Source organism: Chitinophaga sp. 22620 (assembly GCF_052044405.1).
Taxonomy (GTDB): Bacteria; Bacteroidota; Bacteroidia; order Chitinophagales; family Chitinophagaceae; genus Chitinophaga.
On record NZ_JBQEMV010000001.1, the window covers coordinates 1,190,838 to 1,209,336 of the forward strand.

At 53.0% G+C, this 18,499-nt stretch carries 11 protein-coding genes; all 11 read left to right on the forward strand.

Translation table 11 applies throughout. From position 1 onward, the window contains the following. Positions 1 to 109 precede the first annotated feature (109 nt). Positions 110 to 730: a TetR/AcrR family transcriptional regulator gene (locus ACTJIK_RS05080; RefSeq protein ID WP_440645268.1), complete on the forward strand. Its 621-nt coding sequence runs from the start codon at positions 110 to 112 to the stop codon at positions 728 to 730. A gap of 5 nt (positions 731 to 735) precedes the next feature. Further along, entirely contained in the window at positions 736 to 2,097 is a 1,362-nt protein-coding gene (locus ACTJIK_RS05085; protein WP_440645269.1) for a TolC family protein, read from the forward strand. 40 nt (positions 2,098 to 2,137) lie between these two features. Then, complete coding sequence (locus tag ACTJIK_RS05090; protein ID WP_440645270.1) at positions 2,138 to 3,247, forward strand: efflux RND transporter periplasmic adaptor subunit; 1,110 nt, start codon at positions 2,138 to 2,140, stop codon at positions 3,245 to 3,247. Positions 3,248 to 3,276: 29 nt separating this feature from the next. Beyond that, positions 3,277 to 6,834 carry an efflux RND transporter permease subunit gene (locus ACTJIK_RS05095; RefSeq protein WP_440645271.1) on the forward strand — a complete coding sequence of 1,186 codons (3,558 nt, stop codon included), beginning with the start codon at positions 3,277 to 3,279 and terminating at the stop codon, positions 6,832 to 6,834. Between the two features lie 139 nt (positions 6,835 to 6,973). After that, on the forward strand, positions 6,974 to 8,059 hold the full coding sequence (locus ACTJIK_RS05100) for an SGNH/GDSL hydrolase family protein (RefSeq protein WP_440645272.1): 1,086 nt from the start codon (positions 6,974 to 6,976) through the stop codon (positions 8,057 to 8,059). A gap of 41 nt (positions 8,060 to 8,100) precedes the next feature. Beyond that, positions 8,101 to 8,886 (forward strand): TIGR00266 family protein, encoded by a 786-nt coding sequence (locus ACTJIK_RS05105; RefSeq protein ID WP_440645273.1) that lies wholly within the window; start codon positions 8,101 to 8,103, stop codon positions 8,884 to 8,886. Between the two features lie 712 nt (positions 8,887 to 9,598). Then, on the forward strand, positions 9,599 to 10,987 hold the full coding sequence (locus ACTJIK_RS05110; protein ID WP_440645274.1) for a 2'-5' RNA ligase family protein: 1,389 nt from the start codon (positions 9,599 to 9,601) through the stop codon (positions 10,985 to 10,987). Positions 10,988 to 11,232: 245 nt separating this feature from the next. Continuing rightward, entirely contained in the window at positions 11,233 to 11,829 is a 597-nt protein-coding gene (locus ACTJIK_RS05115) for an RNA polymerase sigma-70 factor (protein WP_440645275.1), read from the forward strand. A 68-nt stretch (positions 11,830 to 11,897) separates the two neighbouring features. Beyond that, complete coding sequence (locus tag ACTJIK_RS05120; protein ID WP_440645276.1) at positions 11,898 to 13,040, forward strand: FecR family protein; 1,143 nt, start codon at positions 11,898 to 11,900, stop codon at positions 13,038 to 13,040. Between the two features lie 351 nt (positions 13,041 to 13,391). Next, positions 13,392 to 16,862 carry a SusC/RagA family TonB-linked outer membrane protein gene (locus ACTJIK_RS05125; RefSeq protein ID WP_440645277.1) on the forward strand — a complete coding sequence of 1,157 codons (3,471 nt, stop codon included), beginning with the start codon at positions 13,392 to 13,394 and terminating at the stop codon, positions 16,860 to 16,862. Positions 16,863 to 16,866: 4 nt separating this feature from the next. Further along, entirely contained in the window at positions 16,867 to 18,492 is a 1,626-nt protein-coding gene (locus tag ACTJIK_RS05130) for a SusD/RagB family nutrient-binding outer membrane lipoprotein (RefSeq protein ID WP_440645278.1), read from the forward strand. Positions 18,493 to 18,499 lie beyond the last annotated feature (7 nt).

The window sequence follows — 18,499 nt, forward strand, 5'->3', positions numbered from 1 at the left end:
CAAATGCATTCGTCATAAAGTTAGAAAATTTAGTATGGAAACTTTGGCAGTTTAAATAGTTTCCATAGTTTTGCCCGTGTAATTAACCACCCCTTGCCCAGATAAACCAATGGAAGTACAAGAACGAATATTAGATACGGCGTTCAACCTGTTCCGGCAATACGGCACCAGGTCTATAACCATGGACGATATCGCCATTAAAATGGGGATTTCCAAAAAGACCCTTTATGCCCATTTTGCGGATAAGAGCGACCTGGTGGTGAATGTGATCAGCCGTCACCTGAAGCTCATGCAGGACCAATGCATCGAAAGCCGGAACAACAGTAAGGATGCCGTGGAAGAGCTGTTCCTCGTCATGAAAATGCTGGAGGAAAAGCTGCGGAACATGAACCCGGTGGTGATGATGGACCTGCAGAAGTTCCATGCCAAAGCCTTTCAGCTGTTTGAAGAACATAAGAACGTATTCCTGATGCAGACGATCCGCGAGAACCTGGAACGCGGCATCAGGGAAGGGTTGTACCGGCCTGACCTCGATATCGACATCCTGAGCCATTTCCGGACCGCCTCCACCATGTTCTGCTTTCAGCCCGACCTGTTCCCGATGAACGGGTACGACATGTCCAAAGTGCAGCGGGTGCTGCTGGAGCACTTCCTGTTCGGCGTGGCTTCACTGAAAGGATACCAGGAAATTGAAAAATATAAATCCAAAGATTACCCGAATAAATCCTAAGTAATATGCAGTTTAAATGGAAGCTCATCGTCTTCACCGGCCTGATGACGCAATTATTCACCTACGCTCACGCACAGCAGGCGGCCCCGCCGCAGCAGGGCGCGCGTTTTTCCGCCAGCGAAGCGGTTGCTTATGCCATCTCGCATCAATACGCGGTACGGAACGCCAAGCTGGACGAACTGAAGCAGTTAGCCGTTAATAAGGAAGTAAGCGGGCTCGCGCTGCCGCAGGTATCCGGCAACGGAACTTTCCAGCACAATCCCATCTTGCAGAAACAACTGTTCGACGTCAGCAACTTCGATCCTTCCGTTCCCAAAGGTACTACCGTTCCCATCGCTTTCGGCCTGTCGTACAACGTGGTAGGCACCGTGGATGTGAACCAGGTAGTGTTCGACCCCAGTGTGCTGGTAGCGCTCCAGGCGAGGAAAACACTGGAGCAGCTGGCGCGCCAGGGCGTTCAGATGTCTGAAATAGAAGTGAAGGCCAGTGTTTACAAAGCCTATTTCAATGTGGTGGCAACAGATAAGGTGCTTGCCATCATGAACGAGAATATCGCCCGGTTAGGTAAAACGCTGGCTGAAACACAGGAGATCTATAAAAACGGCCTTGTTGAGAAGCTGGATGTAGACCGCCTCGTGGTACAGTTCAACAACCTGAAGTCAGAGGAGATCCGCCTGCGCAACCTGCGCGAGGTAGGTCTCGCCTCGCTTAAATATTCCATGGGCATGAATATGAAAGAACCGCTGGAGCTGACGGATACCCTCAGCAACGAAGCGCTGAAAGCGGATATCCAGGAAGACGGACAGTTTGTATACAATACGCGCATCGAATACCAATTGAAGGAAACGCAGAAAAGAGCGTATGAATACGATCTGAAAAGATACCGGCTCCAGGCGCTGCCTTCCCTGTCGCTGTTTGGCCAGGGCGGCGCTTCCAGGGCCAGCAACGAATTTGATTACTTTAAATCTCAAAGCTGGTACGGGTATGTTTCTTATGGCGTGAACCTGAAAGTGCCCATTTTTACGGGGATGCAACGCAGGCGTAAGGTAGATCAGGCGATGATTGAAGTGCAGCGGGCCGACCTCGATCTGGAAAATCTGCGTAACTCGATAGATCTCGACCGCACTTCTTCCACCACCACGCTGCGCAACAATATTACCAACCTGGAAAACCAGGAGGAGAATATGCAGCTGGCGAAAGAGGTATACGAAACCACGGTCATTAAATACAGGGAAGGGGTAGGCGAGAGCCTGGAAGTGATCAATGCTGAAACCGCATTGCTTACGGCGCAGAACGCTTACTTTAATACTTTGTACGAAGTAATTGTGGCACGCATCGATTACCTGAAAGCATACGGTAAACTCTAATCTTCAACCTATTTAACATCCGCCTTAAATCTATCATACAATGACCAAAAGATATTTGATTCTCCCCCTTGCTACCCTCATCCTGGCTGCCTGCGGCGGCGGAGAGGTGAACAAAACCGAGAAACTCCAGCAGCTGAAACAGCAAAAGGCCAAACTGGACCTGGAGATCTCCACCCTCGAAAAAGAGCTGAAAGCCGGCGATTCTTCCGTGAAAACCAAGACCGTAACCATTGCCAGCATACAGGACACGGTATTCGAACATTTCATCGATATCCAGGGTAATGTGGATGCCCGCGAGAATGTGAACGTAGGCGCGCAAAGCGGTGGTATCATCAAAGCCATTTACGTGAGAGAAGGCCAGCGGGTTGCCAAAGGTCAGGCACTGGCACAGGTGGACGACCAGGTAGCACGCGCCGGTATTGCCGAATTGCAGACCCAGCTGGACCTTGCCAGAACGTTGTACACCAAGCAGGAAAATCTCTGGAAACAAAAGATCGGTTCCGAAGTACAATACCTGAATGCCAAATCGAACGTGGAAAGCCTGGAAAGAAGGCTGAGCACACTGAAAGAACAGCAGGCCCTCACCCGCATCATATCTCCCATCAACGGTACGGTAGATGCGGTGATCGCTAAAATAGGCGACAACGCCGCCCCCGGCCAGCCCGCCTTCCGCGTGGTGAACAGCAGCAACCTCCGTGTGGTGGCCAGCATCGCTGAATCATTTGCAGGCCGCGTAAAAACCGGCGACGAAGTGATCGTGACCCTGCCGGATATCCAGAAAGAGATCCGCACCCGCATCGGCTTCGCTTCCAAGGTGATCGACCCGCTGAGCCGCACCATTAACGTGGAAATCCCGCTGAAACCCTCGGCAGACCTGCACCCCAACATGATCGCACAGCTGCGCATCGTGGACTACCGTGCAAAAGACGCGATCGTTGTACCCGTAAACGTGATCCAGTATTCACTCGGTAAACCATATGTAATGACTGTGAAAGGCGAAGGCAATAAACTGCAGGCCGTACGCACGAACATTGAGCTGGGCCGTACTTATAACGACAAAGCTGAGATCAGGTCCGGCCTGAAAGACGGGGACAGGATCATTACCACCGGCTTCCAGGGCCTGAATGATAACGACTTTATCAAATTGTAACCAGGTTTGCCATCTTTAAAATTTAACCGATGAAGGACTTAGAAAAAGAGTTTAAGCCCACCAGCTGGGCGATCGATAATAAGGTGAGCATTTATGTGGCCACCCTTATTATTACGATCGCCGGTTTCCTGGCTTACAATAGCATGCCCAAGGAACAATTCCCCGAGGTAGTGTTCCCGCAGTTCTATATATCCACCATCTATTTCGGTACATCACCGGAAGACATGGAAACCCTGGTTACAAAACCGATTGAGAAAAAACTCAAATCCATTTCCGGGGTAAAAAAGATCACCAGTACCTCCATCCAGGACTACTCCGCCATCACCATCGAATTCAATCCCGATGAAGATCTTGAAGCGGCCGCCAACAAGGTGAGGGAAAAAATAGACGAAGCAAAGCCTGACCTGCCCACCAACCTTTCGGAAGACGGGCAGGAACCGCAGGTGATCCAGATAGATGTGTCGCAGATACCGATCATGAACGTGAACATGAGCGGTGATTTCGACCTGCAAACGCTGAAGAAATATGCGGATGAAATGCAGGACAGGATCGAAAGCCTGAAAGAGATCACCCGCGTGGACATTGTGGGCGCGCTGGACAGGGAGATCCATATCGACCTGGATAAATACAAAATGGATGCGGCCCGCATCAGCTTTGACGACGTAGCTGCCGCGGTTGCCGCTGAAAACAGGACGATTTCCGGCGGACAGGTGAGCATGGACGGGCAAAAGCGCAGTCTTGCAGTGAAGGGTGAATACAAAGACCCCACCCTGATCAGGAACATCGTGATACGCGGCGCATCGGGCGCTGTAGTGTACCTGCGCGACATTGCCGATGTGAAGGATGATTTTAAAGAGCAGGAATCTTATGCCCGCCTGAACGGCAAAAGCGTAATCACGCTGAACGTGATCAAAAGAAGCGGCCAGAACCTGATCGACGCATCCGACAAGATTGCGAAGATCGTGGAAGAGATGAAGGGCGGCTACCTGCCTAAAGGCCTGGATGTGACCATCACTGCAGACCAGAGTGAATCCACCCGCGTAACCCTGCACGACCTGATCAATACCATCATCATCGGCTTCATACTCGTGACCCTCGTGCTCATGTTCTTCATGGGCGCCGTGAACGCCATATTTGTTGCGGCTTCCGTGCCCATCTCCATGTTCATCGCCTTCGTGGTGCTGAATATGATGGACTACACCCTCAACATGATGGTGCTGTTCTCCTTCCTGCTGGCCTTAGGTATCGTGGTAGACGATGCGATCGTGGTGATCGAGAACGTACACCGTATATTCTATGAGCGGCGGGACCTTGGTATCGTAAAAGCCGCGAAAATAGCGGCGGGAGAAGTGTTCCTGCCCGTATTCTCGGGTACGCTCACCGTACTGGCGCCATTCTTCCCGCTGCTGTTCTGGCCGGGTATTATCGGCAGCTTTATGAAATTCCTGCCGGTCACGCTGATCGTAACGCTGCTGGCTTCGCTGGTGGTGGCCTATATCATCAACCCCGTGTTCGCGGTAGACTTCATGGACCGCCATGAAGGGGATGATCATCCCAAACCCCGCTTCGACAGGAAGTTCACCATCGTTACCGTTGTGTTTGCCCTTATAGCGCTCATCAGCTACGGCATCAGCTTCGGTGCTGGCAATATCGTATTTTTCATTTACCTGCTGGTAGTACTGGAGCGTTTCTGGCTCGGCGGCGTTGCAAGGAAATTCCAGACCAACATTTGGCCCCGTGTGCAGAACCGCTACAGGAGAGTGCTCAGCTGGGCCATTATAGGATGGCGCCCGGTATTTATCCTCCTCGGCACCTTCGGCCTGCTGGTGTTCAGCATCATGCTCACCGCCATCCGCAGCCCGAAAGTGGTGTTCTTCCCGCAGGCAGATCCTAACTTTATTTACGCATACATCGAATTGCCGATCGGTACAGATCAGAAAGTGACGGACTCCATTACCAATGTCATCGAGCAAAGAGTGACCAAAGTAGTGGGCGGCACCAAGAACCCGCTGGTGAAATCCATCATCTCCAACGTAGCCGTTGGCGCGGGCGATCCCAGCCAGATGGATATGAGCGTGCAGCCGCATAAGGGTAAAGTGACGGTAGCATTCGTAGAATTCGCCAAACGTAACGGGCAAAGCACCGTGAAGTACCTGGACGAGATCCGCGCCGCCGTGAAAGGCGTACCAGGTGCGGACATTACCGTTGAACAGGAACAAGGCGGCCCCCCGACCGGTAAACCGATCAATATCGAGATCACCGGCGATGACTTTGAGCTGCTTGCCGGTACTTCAGAACGCCTGAAGCGTTACCTGGACAGCCTCCAGATCGGCGGTGTGGAAGAGCTGAGAAGCGACTTCCAGAGCAATAAACCAGAGATCGTGGTATCGATAGACCGTGAAAGGGCAAACCGGGAAGGTATCTCCACCGGCCAGATCGGCGGTGCGCTGCGTACCGCGCTGTTCGGAACGGAAATTTCCAAGTTCCGCGACCCGGAAGATGATTATCCCATCATCGTGCGCCTCCAGGAAGACCAGCGTAACAATATCAACACCCTCATGAACCTGAACCTGACCTACCGCGACATGAACATGGGCGGGGCTATCAGGCAGGTGCCCCTGAGCGCGGTAGCTGATATCCGTTATTCCAATACTTATGCTGGCATCAAACGTAAGGACGACAAACGCGTGGTAACCCTGTATTCCAACATACTCACCGGCTTCAACGCGAACGAAGTAGTGGCCGCCATCAACGCCGCCGTGCTGGATTTCAGCCCGCCGGACGGCATCACCGTGAAAATGACCGGGGAGCAGGAAGACCAGGCAGAGACCATGAACTTCCTCGTGGTTGCGATGCTGGGCGCTGTCGGCCTCATCTTCTTCATCATGGTGACCCAGTTCAACTCTGTTGGCCGTTCATTCATCATTTTCCTGGAAATCCTCTTTAGTATCATCGGCGTGTTCCTGGGCTTTGCCATCTTCGGTATGGACATCTCCATCGTAATGACCGGTGTGGGTATCATGGCCCTCGCGGGTATCGTTGCCCGTAACGGTATCGTGCTCGTGGAATTCACCGACCTGCTCACCATGCAGGGCGTACCGGTGAACGAAGCCGTGGTGGAAGCAGGCAGAACGCGTATGACGCCCGTGCTGCTCACCGCTATCGCCGCCATCCTCGGTCTGATTCCGCTGGCAGTAGGCCTGAACATCGACTTCTGGACCCTGTTCGACGAATTCAACCCGCACATATTCTTTGGTGGCGACAACGTGGCCTTCTGGGGACCGCTGGCCTGGACCATGGTGTTCGGCCTCATCTTCGCCACATTCCTCACCCTCGTACTGGTGCCGGTGATGTACGCCATGAACAAGCGCAGCATCGATGTGCTGGACGTTTACGGCCTGCCGCGCGGCCTGAAATATGTACCGTTCCTGGTGCTTATCCTCAAGCTGCTTTCCAAAAAGGAAACAGTGCGCAAGCTGCATGATCTGAACTATGTTTCACCACGTCCTTATAATTTCTTTAACCACCAGGCAGAAGAGCCTGATAAAGAAAAGGCCAAATCCGCCAAAGGAGTAGTAATGCATTAAACGGACTGTTTTTTCTTAATATCAGAGCAAACAGTGTAACAGTTGTAGGTTAACAAGTACCGTCCCGATTCCTCGGGACGGTTTTTTTTATGTGGCTGCGGGAATAATTACTATTTTTCGAAACCTGAAAACAATTCCCATGCGATTATTCTTCTTACTGCTGCTCTGCTCCGCCTGCGCCATGGCACAGGAAAAGCCCGTTTACACCGATGCCCGTAATTTCCAGTTCATTGGCAAAGGGCTGCCCACCGACCCCGTATACGTACGGCTGGACACGGTGCAGACCAGGCCCATGACCCAGGCCGTGAAATATCTCAGCACCCACAGCGCCGGTATTGCCGTGCTTTTCCAGACCAACTCGCCGTATATCCGTGCCCGTTGGCAGCTGGCGAAAGGGCTGTTCTACGCCAATATTACTCCCATCGCGCACAGCGGGCTGGACCTGTATTGCCTGAACAAAGGCCGCTGGCAATGGTGCGGCGTGGGCCGGCCGGGAGACAAGGATACGCTGAACGAGGGCCCCCTTGTATCTGACATGGATACGGCCATGAAGCAGTTCCTCCTGTACCTTCCCATCTACAACCAGGTTACATCGCTGGAAATAGGCGTGGCGCCCGGCGCATCGATCTCGCGCGTTGAAAAACCCGCGGTGGATACCACCAGGCGCGTGGTGATCTATGGTTCCAGCATTTTGCAGGGCGCTTCCGCCAGCCGCGCTGGCATGGCCTATCCCGCCATCCTCCAGCGCAGAACAGGCTGGGAATTCATCAACCTCGGCTACAGCGGCAACGGTAAAATGGAATTCCCCGTGGCGGAGCTGCTGGCCACCATGCCTGCGAAAGTATTCGTGCTGGACTGCATCCCGAACCCTTCAGCTGAAGAGATAAGGGAAAGGGCTTACCCTTTCATCAAACACCTGCTCACCAAACGGCCGGAAGTGCCCGTTTTACTCGTAGAAACAGCATTCCGCGAGCATGGATATTTCGATCTGAAAGTTGGAAAAGTTGTCAAAGAGAAGAACGATGTTATCCGTGATGTCTATACGAAACTGAAGAGCGAAGGTTTCAAACAACTGTATTACCTGCCGGCCACAGGCCTGATCGGGCACGATCATGAAGCGACGATAGACGGGACGCATCTCACTGACCTCGGCTTCATGCGCCAGGCCGAAGTGATGCTGCCTTTGCTGGAAAAGCTGATGAAAAAATCCGCGCCTGCGAAATGACCAAATTCGTAACTTGCTATCTTTAAAGGCAATTTAAACCTATGCTAAAGAATCATGAAATCGACTACCGGATCCACGGTGAGGAGATGCAAATAGTTGAAATAGAACTGGACCCGCAGGAGAGCGCAGTAGCGGAAAGCGGCAGTTTTATGATGATGGACCAGGAAATCAAAATGGAAACCCTTTTTGGAGACGGTTCAGGCGCGCAGCAGGGCTTCTTCGGCAAGCTCATGAGCGCGGGCAAACGCCTGATCACCGGGGAAAGCCTCTTCATTACCGCATTTACAAACGTTGGCCAGGGTAAAAAGCGCGTGAGCTTTGCGGCGCCTTATCCCGGCAAGATCATTCCCATGGACCTGCGTTTGCTGGGCGGCAAAGTGATCTGCCAGAAAGATGCTTTCCTCTGCGCCGCGCGCGGGGTGAACGTGGGCATCGAATTCCAGCGCAAGCTGGGCACTGGTATATTCGGTGGCGAGGGCTTTATTATGCAGAAGTTGGAAGGCGATGGCCTGGCGTTCGTACACGCAGGCGGTTATGTGATCGAAAAAGAACTGCAGCCCGGCGAAGTGCTGAAAGTGGATACAGGTTGCGTGGTGGCTTACACCCAGCAGGTGGATTTCGATATTGAATTCGTGCGCGGTGTGAAGAACGTGGTATTTGGCGGCGAAGGCCTGTTTTTCGCCTTGCTGAGAGGCCCTGGAAAAGTATGGTTGCAGAGCCTGCCCATCAGCCGCCTGGCAAGCAGGGTGCTGGCGTATGGAACAGGGGCAAGGAAAGAAGAAGGCAGCATACTGGGCGGCCTGGGCAACCTGCTGGATGGAGATTGATGATATGGAGCTGAATTTCAATTAATTAAGGCCAGATAGCGGGGAGGAGCAGGAATGCTCTCCCCGCGGTGCCGTATCGTTGAAAGACCGGTATATTTGTAAAAAAGTCGGCCATTCATCGATTTTTTGCAAATAATTAACGAACAGATTGCTACTATTGTCTTAATATTGCCCGGAGGCTTAACCAGATACACCGGATTTTTTTGTATATTAGAGTCTGAAACAGCGGCTGGCACTGTGTGGGTGCCACTACAGTAATAACACTGGCGCGGATGAAAGACAATTTATCCTGGTGCTATGAATAAGATTGAAAAACTTACTCATGTTGAAAATTTCAGGTGAATCCCAGGCATAATTAAATTCCAGGGCATTATTAACGGTAGACCTATAAGGGGTTTTAGGAGATATTCCGGTTAACCATAAACAACTACCTTAAATTTCCTGTCGAGATGGCTGAGAGGTATAATTTTAAAATTTCCGCGAAAAAATTGTAATGCAAGCGGCGCTAAATTATCTTTGCTGTTCCGAAAAAAATGTTAGAGAAAAATACGTATTAAACGGAAGCCGGTATTTGTATTGAAAAAAACGATCAATTTATCCCGACGTTATGCGGGTGACTCACCGGCGCCTTATTATAAAACCTAAACAAGTAGGTGAATTTCATTTTTATGAAATCATTGAAAATTGCTTCAAACACGCTTAATCAAGTAAGATGAATTTTGAGAGAAACGAACGCCCCCGAAAGTATTCTCCTGGCTACAACAGAGATCAGCAAGAACCCAACCAAGACCAGGAAGGCGGTAATTCCAAGAAACCCGAATTTGGCAAAGACGAAAATCGTCCGTACACTCCGCGCAGTGAAGGCGGCTATACTCCACGTGAAGGCGGCTACCGTCCCCGTAATGACGGCGGTGGCGGTTACACTCCCCGTGGCGATGGCATGAACAACAGCGGCGGAGAAGGCCCCAACTTTAACCGTGAAGGCGCCTATAACCGCGAAACCGGTGGATACACCCCGCGCAACGAAGGCGGTGGCGGTGGTTACCGCGACCGCGACGGCGGCGGTGGTTACAACCGCGACCGTGGCGGCGATGGCGGCTACAATCGTGATCGTGGCGGAGACGGTGGCTATAACCGCGGTGGCGGCGGCTACGACCGTGGCGGCGGCGGCGGTGGTTACGACCGCGGCGGCGGCGGATATGACCGCGGCGGCGGTGGTGGTGGTTACGACCGCGGCAGCGGTGGTGGTGGTTACGACCGCGGTGGCGGTGGTGGCGGCTACAACCGAGGCGGTGGTGGCGGAGGCTACGATCGCGGCGGCGGCGGTGGATATGACCGTGGCGGCGGTGGTGGTGGTTACGATCGCGGCGGCGGTGGCGGAGGCTACAACCGAGGCGGTGGTGGCGGCGGCTACAATCGTGGCGGCGGCGGAGGCGGTGGTTTCAACCGCGGCGGTGGTGGCGGCGGCTTCAACCGCGGCGGCGGAGGCGGTGGCTTCCAACGCAGCCAGGGAAGACCCGGCGGCTTCAATCGCGCACCCAAACCAGATAACAAGATCTATTTCATCGCCCTTCTGCCCACAGCTGAAGTAGGTAAAGAAATAATCAAGATAAAACAGGATTTTGCAGAACAATACGGACCGATGTACGCCCTGAAAGTGCTCCCGCATATCACTCTGCAGGTTCCTTTCACCGCAGACCCCAGCCTGGAAAGAGCATTCTGCGAAGAACTGACCGAATTCGCCAAAACACAGGCGCCTTTCGAAGTATCACTGAACGGCTTCGGTACATTCCCGAACAAACAGAACCGCGTACTCTTCATTAACGTGGAGAAAAGCGAGACCATGAGCGCAATGCACCGCCAGCTGATCAACTTCCTGAGAAAAGAATTCGGCTTCAGCACCATGCTGGCACGTACAGGCTTCACCCCGCACGTAACCGTTGCCTTCAAAGATCTTGAAGACGCACAGTTCGAAAAGGCATGGCCCGAGTACGAAAACAAAGAATACAAAGCTTCATTCAAAGTGAACAACCTGTACTTCCTCCGCCACAACGGCAAATCATGGGAAGTATTGCAGAAATGCAAACTGGGCGGCGCCTGAGAATGAACGATGGAAAATAGTCATTCCGGACTCTTGTAAAAGGGTCCGGAATTTTTTTTGCCGTTGTCCGGCAACGCCATTATCCACCCCTGAATTTCGCATGGTCCCGGTCGTAGCTCGTCGTCAATGGTATCCGCAATGGTATTGATCCCATAATCTCCGGGGGAGACCCTGCAATACAGGGATGGCGGAACTTGCTTTTATTTCTTATTTTACGCCTGATCAACCATCACCGGGGGCTTTATATGCAGCATCAGACGATTGAAAGGGACATGTTGCTTCTTGTTGCGGCAGGGAACAGGCAGGCGTTTAACAGCCTCCTGCATGCCCGCTGGAATAAGGTATATACCCTCGCGCTCACCTATCTCCGGTCTGCGGAAGACGCCCAGGAGCTTACGCAGGACGTTTTTTTGAAAGTATGGCAAAACCGCACGCAACTCCCTTCCGTAGTCAATTTTGATGGATGGCTGTTCATCCTTGCCCGTAACGGGATACTTTCCGAGCTCCGTAAAAAGAAAGCCCGCCCCATTATATCCGCTGAACCGGGAGAATGGGAGGAAGATACGATCCTCCCCGATCACCCGCTGATCTACAAAGAAGCCAGCGCGCTCGTCGCCAAGGGGATCGAGGCTCTCCCCCCTGCGCGTAAAAAAGTATTCACGTTAAGCAGGATGGAAGGGAAAAGCTATGAAGAGATTGCAGCCATGCTGAACATTTCCCGCAATGGGGTGAAAGACCATATCGTGAAAGCATTACATTTCCTCCGCAATTACCTCCATGAGCATGGCGGCGACGGACTGATGGTCATCCTGCTGTTTGCCGGGATGTTTGGTAGAAAATAAAATTCTCCGCTGAACTACCCTCCCTCGTTTTCGCTGCGTCTTTATCCGTAGAAGCCAATATCTACGCTATGGATGAAACGCGGTTCATCGCTTTACTGGAACTATATGTTACGGGCAACCTGTCTGCTGCCGACAAAGCAGCGTTCCTCCGGATGCTTCACAGCGGGGAGTATGACCACCTGTTGGAAAAGGCCATGGAAGAGGACTGGCAGGAGGGCCGTTATGAAGAGAAGGAGAACCTGGCATTGCGCGACCTCATCACTGAACGGGTGAACCGCGGGATCGGGAACACACCTCGCGTGCGCCGGATTCCCCTGTGGCTGCGATATGCCGCGATGATCCTGTTGTTCGCCGGTATCGCGGGTTATTTCTACTGGCAGCAAAGTTCCCCCACTGTTAAAACTTCTTTGGCGGACGTAACGCCCGGTACGACGAGGGCTACGCTGACTTTGCATGACGGTTCCGTGGTGCCGCTGGATAGTGGCCGTAAAACCCTGCAACAGGGGCAGAGCACCGTACTGCAACAGGGCGGCCAGCTCCAGTACGATGTACAGGGGAAAGAGAACGTTATCGTGTACAACACCCTGAGCACGCCCCGGGGCGGTCAATTCAGGCTCATTCTGCCGGATGGCAGTAAGGTGTGGCTGAATGCGGCTTCGTCCATCCGCTATCCTACGGCGTTTGCCGGGAAGGAGCGGTTGGTGGAAGTCTCCGGGGAAGCCTATTTTGAGATCGAACAGGATGTACAGCAGCCTTTCGTGGTCTCCCTGCGGCAGGGCAACCGCATCGAAGTGCTCGGAACCAGCTTCAACGTGAATGTGTATACGGATGAGCCCGCCATGCAGACAACCTTGCTCGAAGGCGCCGTGCGCGTAAGCAACGCCGGTGGCAGCGCGGTATTATCTCCCGGCCAGCAGGCTGTAGTAACGGGGGATGACGGCATCCGCGTCATACAGGCAAAGAACGCAACACAGGCAATAGCCTGGAAAGAAGGTCTTTTCAATTTCGACGGTGCTTCGCTGGACGATGTAATGCGGCAGCTGGCCCGCTGGTACGATATCAGCGTAGTATATGAAAAAGGCGTACCGGATATCGGGTTCGGTGGAAAGATCGGCCGTGATCTCACACTGGCCGGGGTGCTGAGCATCCTGGAAAAAACAGGCGTGCATTTCAGGCTCGAGGGAAAGACACTGATCGTAACGCACGAATGAGTATAACAACCAGATTCTAATCAGTATAAAAAAACCGCTCCGGCTTAGGACCCGGAACGGTGGATGGCTGACAGATCGTAACAATCAAGTTCAACGTCAATTGTTTATTTACTTATCAACCAATGCAAAGCTATGCAAAAAACAGCTCTTTGTAAGCACGAGCCTGTGCCTGCTCCGGAAGCTCCATGCAGCGTCTCCGGGAAGCGGCGCGGCACAAAGACCAACCTTTTAAAAGCGATGAGCGCGACCCCCGGGAGCCCCCATCGCACCGCTGGAAGTATTTTTTATAAAGCGATGAGCGCGACCCCCGGGAGCCCCCATCGCACCGCTGGAAGTATTTTTTATAAAGCGATGAAACTCACATTCATACTGCTATTCACGGCATTCCTCGGCGTACATGCCTCCGTCCGCTCGCAGACCGTAACCTTCTCCGGCCAGCGGGCAGACCTGCGCAAGGTGCTCTCCGTTATCGAAGAGCAAACCGGTTACGTCGTATTCTACAACATCGGCCTGCTGAAAAATGCAAAGCCGGTGACCATCCATGCGCAGGATATGCCGCTGGACGTCTTCCTGGGCAAAGTGCTTCAGCAGCAATCGCTCAGCTTCAGCTTCAATAATAAGACCATCGTGCTGTTCCGGCAGGCAGACATCGTTTCAACCCTGAAAGAACTGCTGCCCGTAGTAGCCGATCTCAAAGGCCTGATACTGGACATGGAAGGAAGGCCCGTTCCCGGCGCAACCATCGCGGTACGCGGCTCTTCAAAGGCAACCTCCGCCCTGGGCGACGGAAGCTTTTCATTAAGCGGCGTTCCGGACGGAGCCACCATAGCCATTTCCGCCATTGGATATACATCCACAGAGATCGGCATCCGCAATGGCCAGCCATATAAAAAAGGCAAGACCGGAGATGTTTCACCGCGCGACGATGGGAGCTGGGTGATCCGGCTTGTTAAATCAGACATCAAGCTGAATGAAGTACAGATAACCGCCTACAACATCGAAAAACGCACGAAAGAGCTGGGTTACTCCATCGCTAAAGTGAGCGGCGAAGAGATCAACAAAGCCAATTCCGGCAACCTGCTCACAGGTCTTATCGGTAAAGTTTCCGGTATGACCATCACCACCCAAAGCTCGGACATGACGCCGGAAATGCGCATCCTCGTGCGAGGCATCCGTTCTTTCGGCCAGAACAGCAACAACCAGCCGATGTTCATCCTCAACGGCGCGCCGCTTTCTTTCGGCACGGACCAGACGGCCGCACAGCAGGTGATGTACTTCATCAACAACATCAACCCCGCGGACATTGAGAATATCACCGTGCTGAAAGGCGCCAATGGTACAGCTTTGTACGGCCCCGAGGGCATTAACGGCGTGATCATCATCACTACGAAGAGAGGCCAGATGGGCAAGCCTTCCATCAATTTCCGCAGCAATACTTCCTTCCAGCGGGTAGATTACCGCCGCCAGCGGAGGCAACATACTTTCGGCACCGGCTCGGGCCTGACGGATGAATTCGGTAACGGTATTTTCGACTCACGGTCTACGTACGGATGGGGCCCCAGGTACGATGGCTCGCTGGTGCCGATCGGTTATCCCGATGAAAATGGCGAAACGCAGATGGTGCCTTACCGCGACACAAAAGACGCGCGCAAATTCATGCAGGTAGCGCAAATGGTGCGTAATAACCTCTCGTTCTCCGGATCGGATGCACGCTCCTCTTTTTATCTCGGCCTTGGCCATGCATTGCAAACGGGTTTGCTGCCGAAAGACAAGCAGCAGCAGTCTACCGTGTTGCTGAACACCAGCCGCAGCTTCGGCCTGGTAGATGTAAGGTTGAACGTCAATTACGCCCGCACTACGGACGACCGCGGGCCGGACATAGCGGATAACGTGCAGGGATTGCCTACTTTCATCCCGCTGCTGCGATACAAAGATTATCTGAACGATCACTGGTCGCATCACGACCGGTACTGGAACGGGATCAGTCCGTATGAGCAGATAGACAATCGCCGCTCCAAATCCACCACCAACGCGGTGTCCGGCAATCTTGTGCTGGAAATAAAACCCTTCAGCTGGCTGAACATCCGCGAGCAACCGGGTATCAACTATACCGGCGCATTCGGAAAAGGCACGGTAAAGCCGCTTTATTTTTCCGACTTCGCAGCGCAGGACCCGAACAAGATGTACGACCGGCTTGCATCGGTGTCGGAGGACATGAATGTGAGCACCTCTGTCAATAATGACCTTGTTATCTCTACCATTCATCATCCCGGGAATTTTCTCATCCGCACGAACATTGGCAATACCATCCGCGAGAACTATTATAAGCAGGTCAAAGCCGGTACGGAACTGGTAGTGCCGGTATACAACCTCGCTTTCTACCGCTATCTCACGCCCGCAGAGGAAATTGCTGTGTTATCAAGATCATGGTCCTTATTCGGGAATGTAACGATGGGGTATAAAGACCGTATTTTCCTGGAGCTGACCGGCCGAAACGAATGGGATTCCAAACGGGCGAAGGTAGCGCGCGGGCAGGATATGTATTTCGGCGCAAACGCCTCCGCGGTGCTGACGGACATCTTCCCGGTGATGAAGAGCTGGAAATGGCTTACCACCGCACGTTTACGCGCATCCGTAGCACAATCCGCCAACATGAACATTACTCCTTATCAGTCGGAGCGCACGCTTGGCCTGCTGAGCGGGTATCCGTATGTGAACAACAGCACCGGCGAGTTCCTGCTTGGATATGCCTTTTACCCGGATAATCCCAACCCCTTGCTAAAACCGGAGAGAGTGATCTCCCAGGAATACGGCGCCGCCTTTTCCTTTCTCAACGACCGTTTCACCGCCGATATCACCTACTACTACCAGCGTAATAACTCGGTGATCCTGAACGTATCGAATTCCTGGCTCAGCGGTTATCCCAGCATCGATAACGCCGGTAATTTTCGTAACAACGGTTTGGAGATCGACGTGAAAATGGACCCGCTGTTCCAGCTGCCGAACAAAATGGCGTTAACCGTGGAAGGCCGCTTTGCGATCAACGATAACAAAGTGCTGCATCTCACGGAAATATACAACGGACTGTTCCCGGTGCAGGATGCCAACCAGGAATATTATGCGCGCGAGGGATCACATGCATTTTCTTTTGCGTTCCGCGACTGGGTGCGCGACCCCCGGGGCCGTGTGATTGTGGATAAAGTAACAGGTCTCCCGGAAGCGCAGGGCTATGAAGAGTTTTCCCTGCGCGGAAGAACCTTGCCGAAATATGCAGCCTCTATCGGTCTGAACTTTAACTGGAAGAATTTCTCTGCCAGCGTCCTGTTCGATTATCTCGGCGGTTATGATCATAAATTCAGCACAGACATTGGTCTGTGGACGGGCTTGCATACGCTCACCACGCTCAATGGCAGGGAACGTTACGTATTCCCGAATTCCGTGTATGACGATGGCACGGGGAAGTATGTGGAGAATAAAGACGTGGCAGTGAGCAACACCAGCCAGGAACTGTATTCCCGCTTTTCACAGGTGAACCTGCACGGCCTTACCAGCGCGGCTTTCTGGAAATTGCGCGAAGTTGCGTTCCAGTATACGCTTCCTTTCAAAAAAGGAATATTGAAAGACATGGTGTGCAGCCTGTATGGAAGAGACCTCTTTTCCATCTATCCTCCTTCCAACATCAACGGCGATCCCGGGCTGATCAAAGGCCCCGGTCAGCGCCAGTTCACATCGGTGCCGAATAATCTGTCAGGCGGCAGTTCCGATAACACGACTTTACCCGGAACGGTATTATATGGTTTTACAGTAGGACTTAAATTTTAAAAAGATGATGATGCGTTCTTCATATAAAAAAATCCTGTACGTGCTTTGCCTGGCGCTGCTGGCAGCCGGCTGCAAAAAAGGCTGGCTGGATGTGAACTATAACCCCCGCGACCTTACCAATACAGAAGTTACGCCGGACCTTATGCTCGCGCCGGTGATGGAGCGGAGCGTTGCCGCTATGAATACGCGGTTCCTGCAACACTGGATGGGCTACTGGTGCTATTACCAGTTTCCCGCTGGGCATTCGCTGGTAACCTATAACCGGCCGGCCGCCGAAATGGGCATCTTTCCCGGGCAGGTGAGCCCTGAGCTGCCTTTCCTGGAAGCCAGGTCTATGGAGCTGGGGCAGACATTTTACGCCGGCATAGCGAAAGCGCTGAAAGTAGTGCAATTCCAGCGCGTCACAGATGTGGTGAACAACATGCCGTACACCGACGCATTTGATGCCAGGGTGTTGCAGCCGCGGTATGACGATGCGAAGCTGATCTATGAATCGATGATGCGCCAGCTGGATACCGCATCCCGGCTTATTAAAGAGGCGAACGTGAACAACAACCTCAAGATCACGATCGCGGATATCATGTTCCACGGCGATCAGCCCAGCTGGCTGAGGTTCATCAACACGCTCAAGCTGCGGTTGCTGGTACACCAGGCCAACCGTTCCGACCGCGCGGCGTATATCAGCGCGGAGGTCGCGAAGATCATGAGCGAAGGCAGCGGTTTCCTGGAAAGCGGGAAGGATGCATCTATAAATCCGGGGTATATGCTGGGGAAAAACCTGTCTTATTACTTCGGCTGCTTTTCCAACCACAACCAGTATGGCGGCGGCGATTTCGATGCGCTGCTGCAGGTAGGCTCATACGACTGGGCGCATGCGAACGTTTACGCGATGAACCTGTTGAAAGGAGATGACGATCCGCGCCTTGGATTGTTCTACAGCACGGTAGACCTGCCACTGCCGGCCGGTGCGCCGGAACCCTTTGCGCAGCCCGGCCCGCAGGAATTCAGGGGCAACCAGTATGGGAATTTTATCAACGCGTCCGCGTACCCTTACCAGGGTAATACCTATGTGTCCGCTGTAGGCGGCTCGCGCAACAATGATATCGTGAAACCGGAAGCGAAAGGCATCATCAAAGGCCGCGATATGGCGGATTGGATCATGACCAGCATCGAAAGTAAATTTTTGCAGGCGGAAGCCGTGCAGCGCGGATGGATACCGGGGGATGCGGAAACGGCGTACAAAGAAGCTGTAAAGGAATCTTTCCGCTGGCTGAATGCAGGCGGGAATTCCACTATGCCCGCATTGTCCGATGCGATTTTCGACACATGGTATGCGCAGCAGATCGCTAATCCCAGAGTAAGCTGGGCGGCTGCCCCGGATAAGTATAAGCTGCTGATGTACCAGAAATATATGGCCTTCAACGGTATCGAACCGCTCGAAACATGGACGGATTACCGGCGCAACGGCCGCTTCCCGGATATTCCGGCTTCCGTATCTCCGCAGCGTGTGGGGAATGTTGTGCCGTTCAGGCTGCTGTACAACAGGAACGAATACATTGTGAATGCTAACAACGTGAACGCACAGGGAACGATCAATATCTTCACCAGCAAGATCTGGTGGATGCCGTGATCATCAA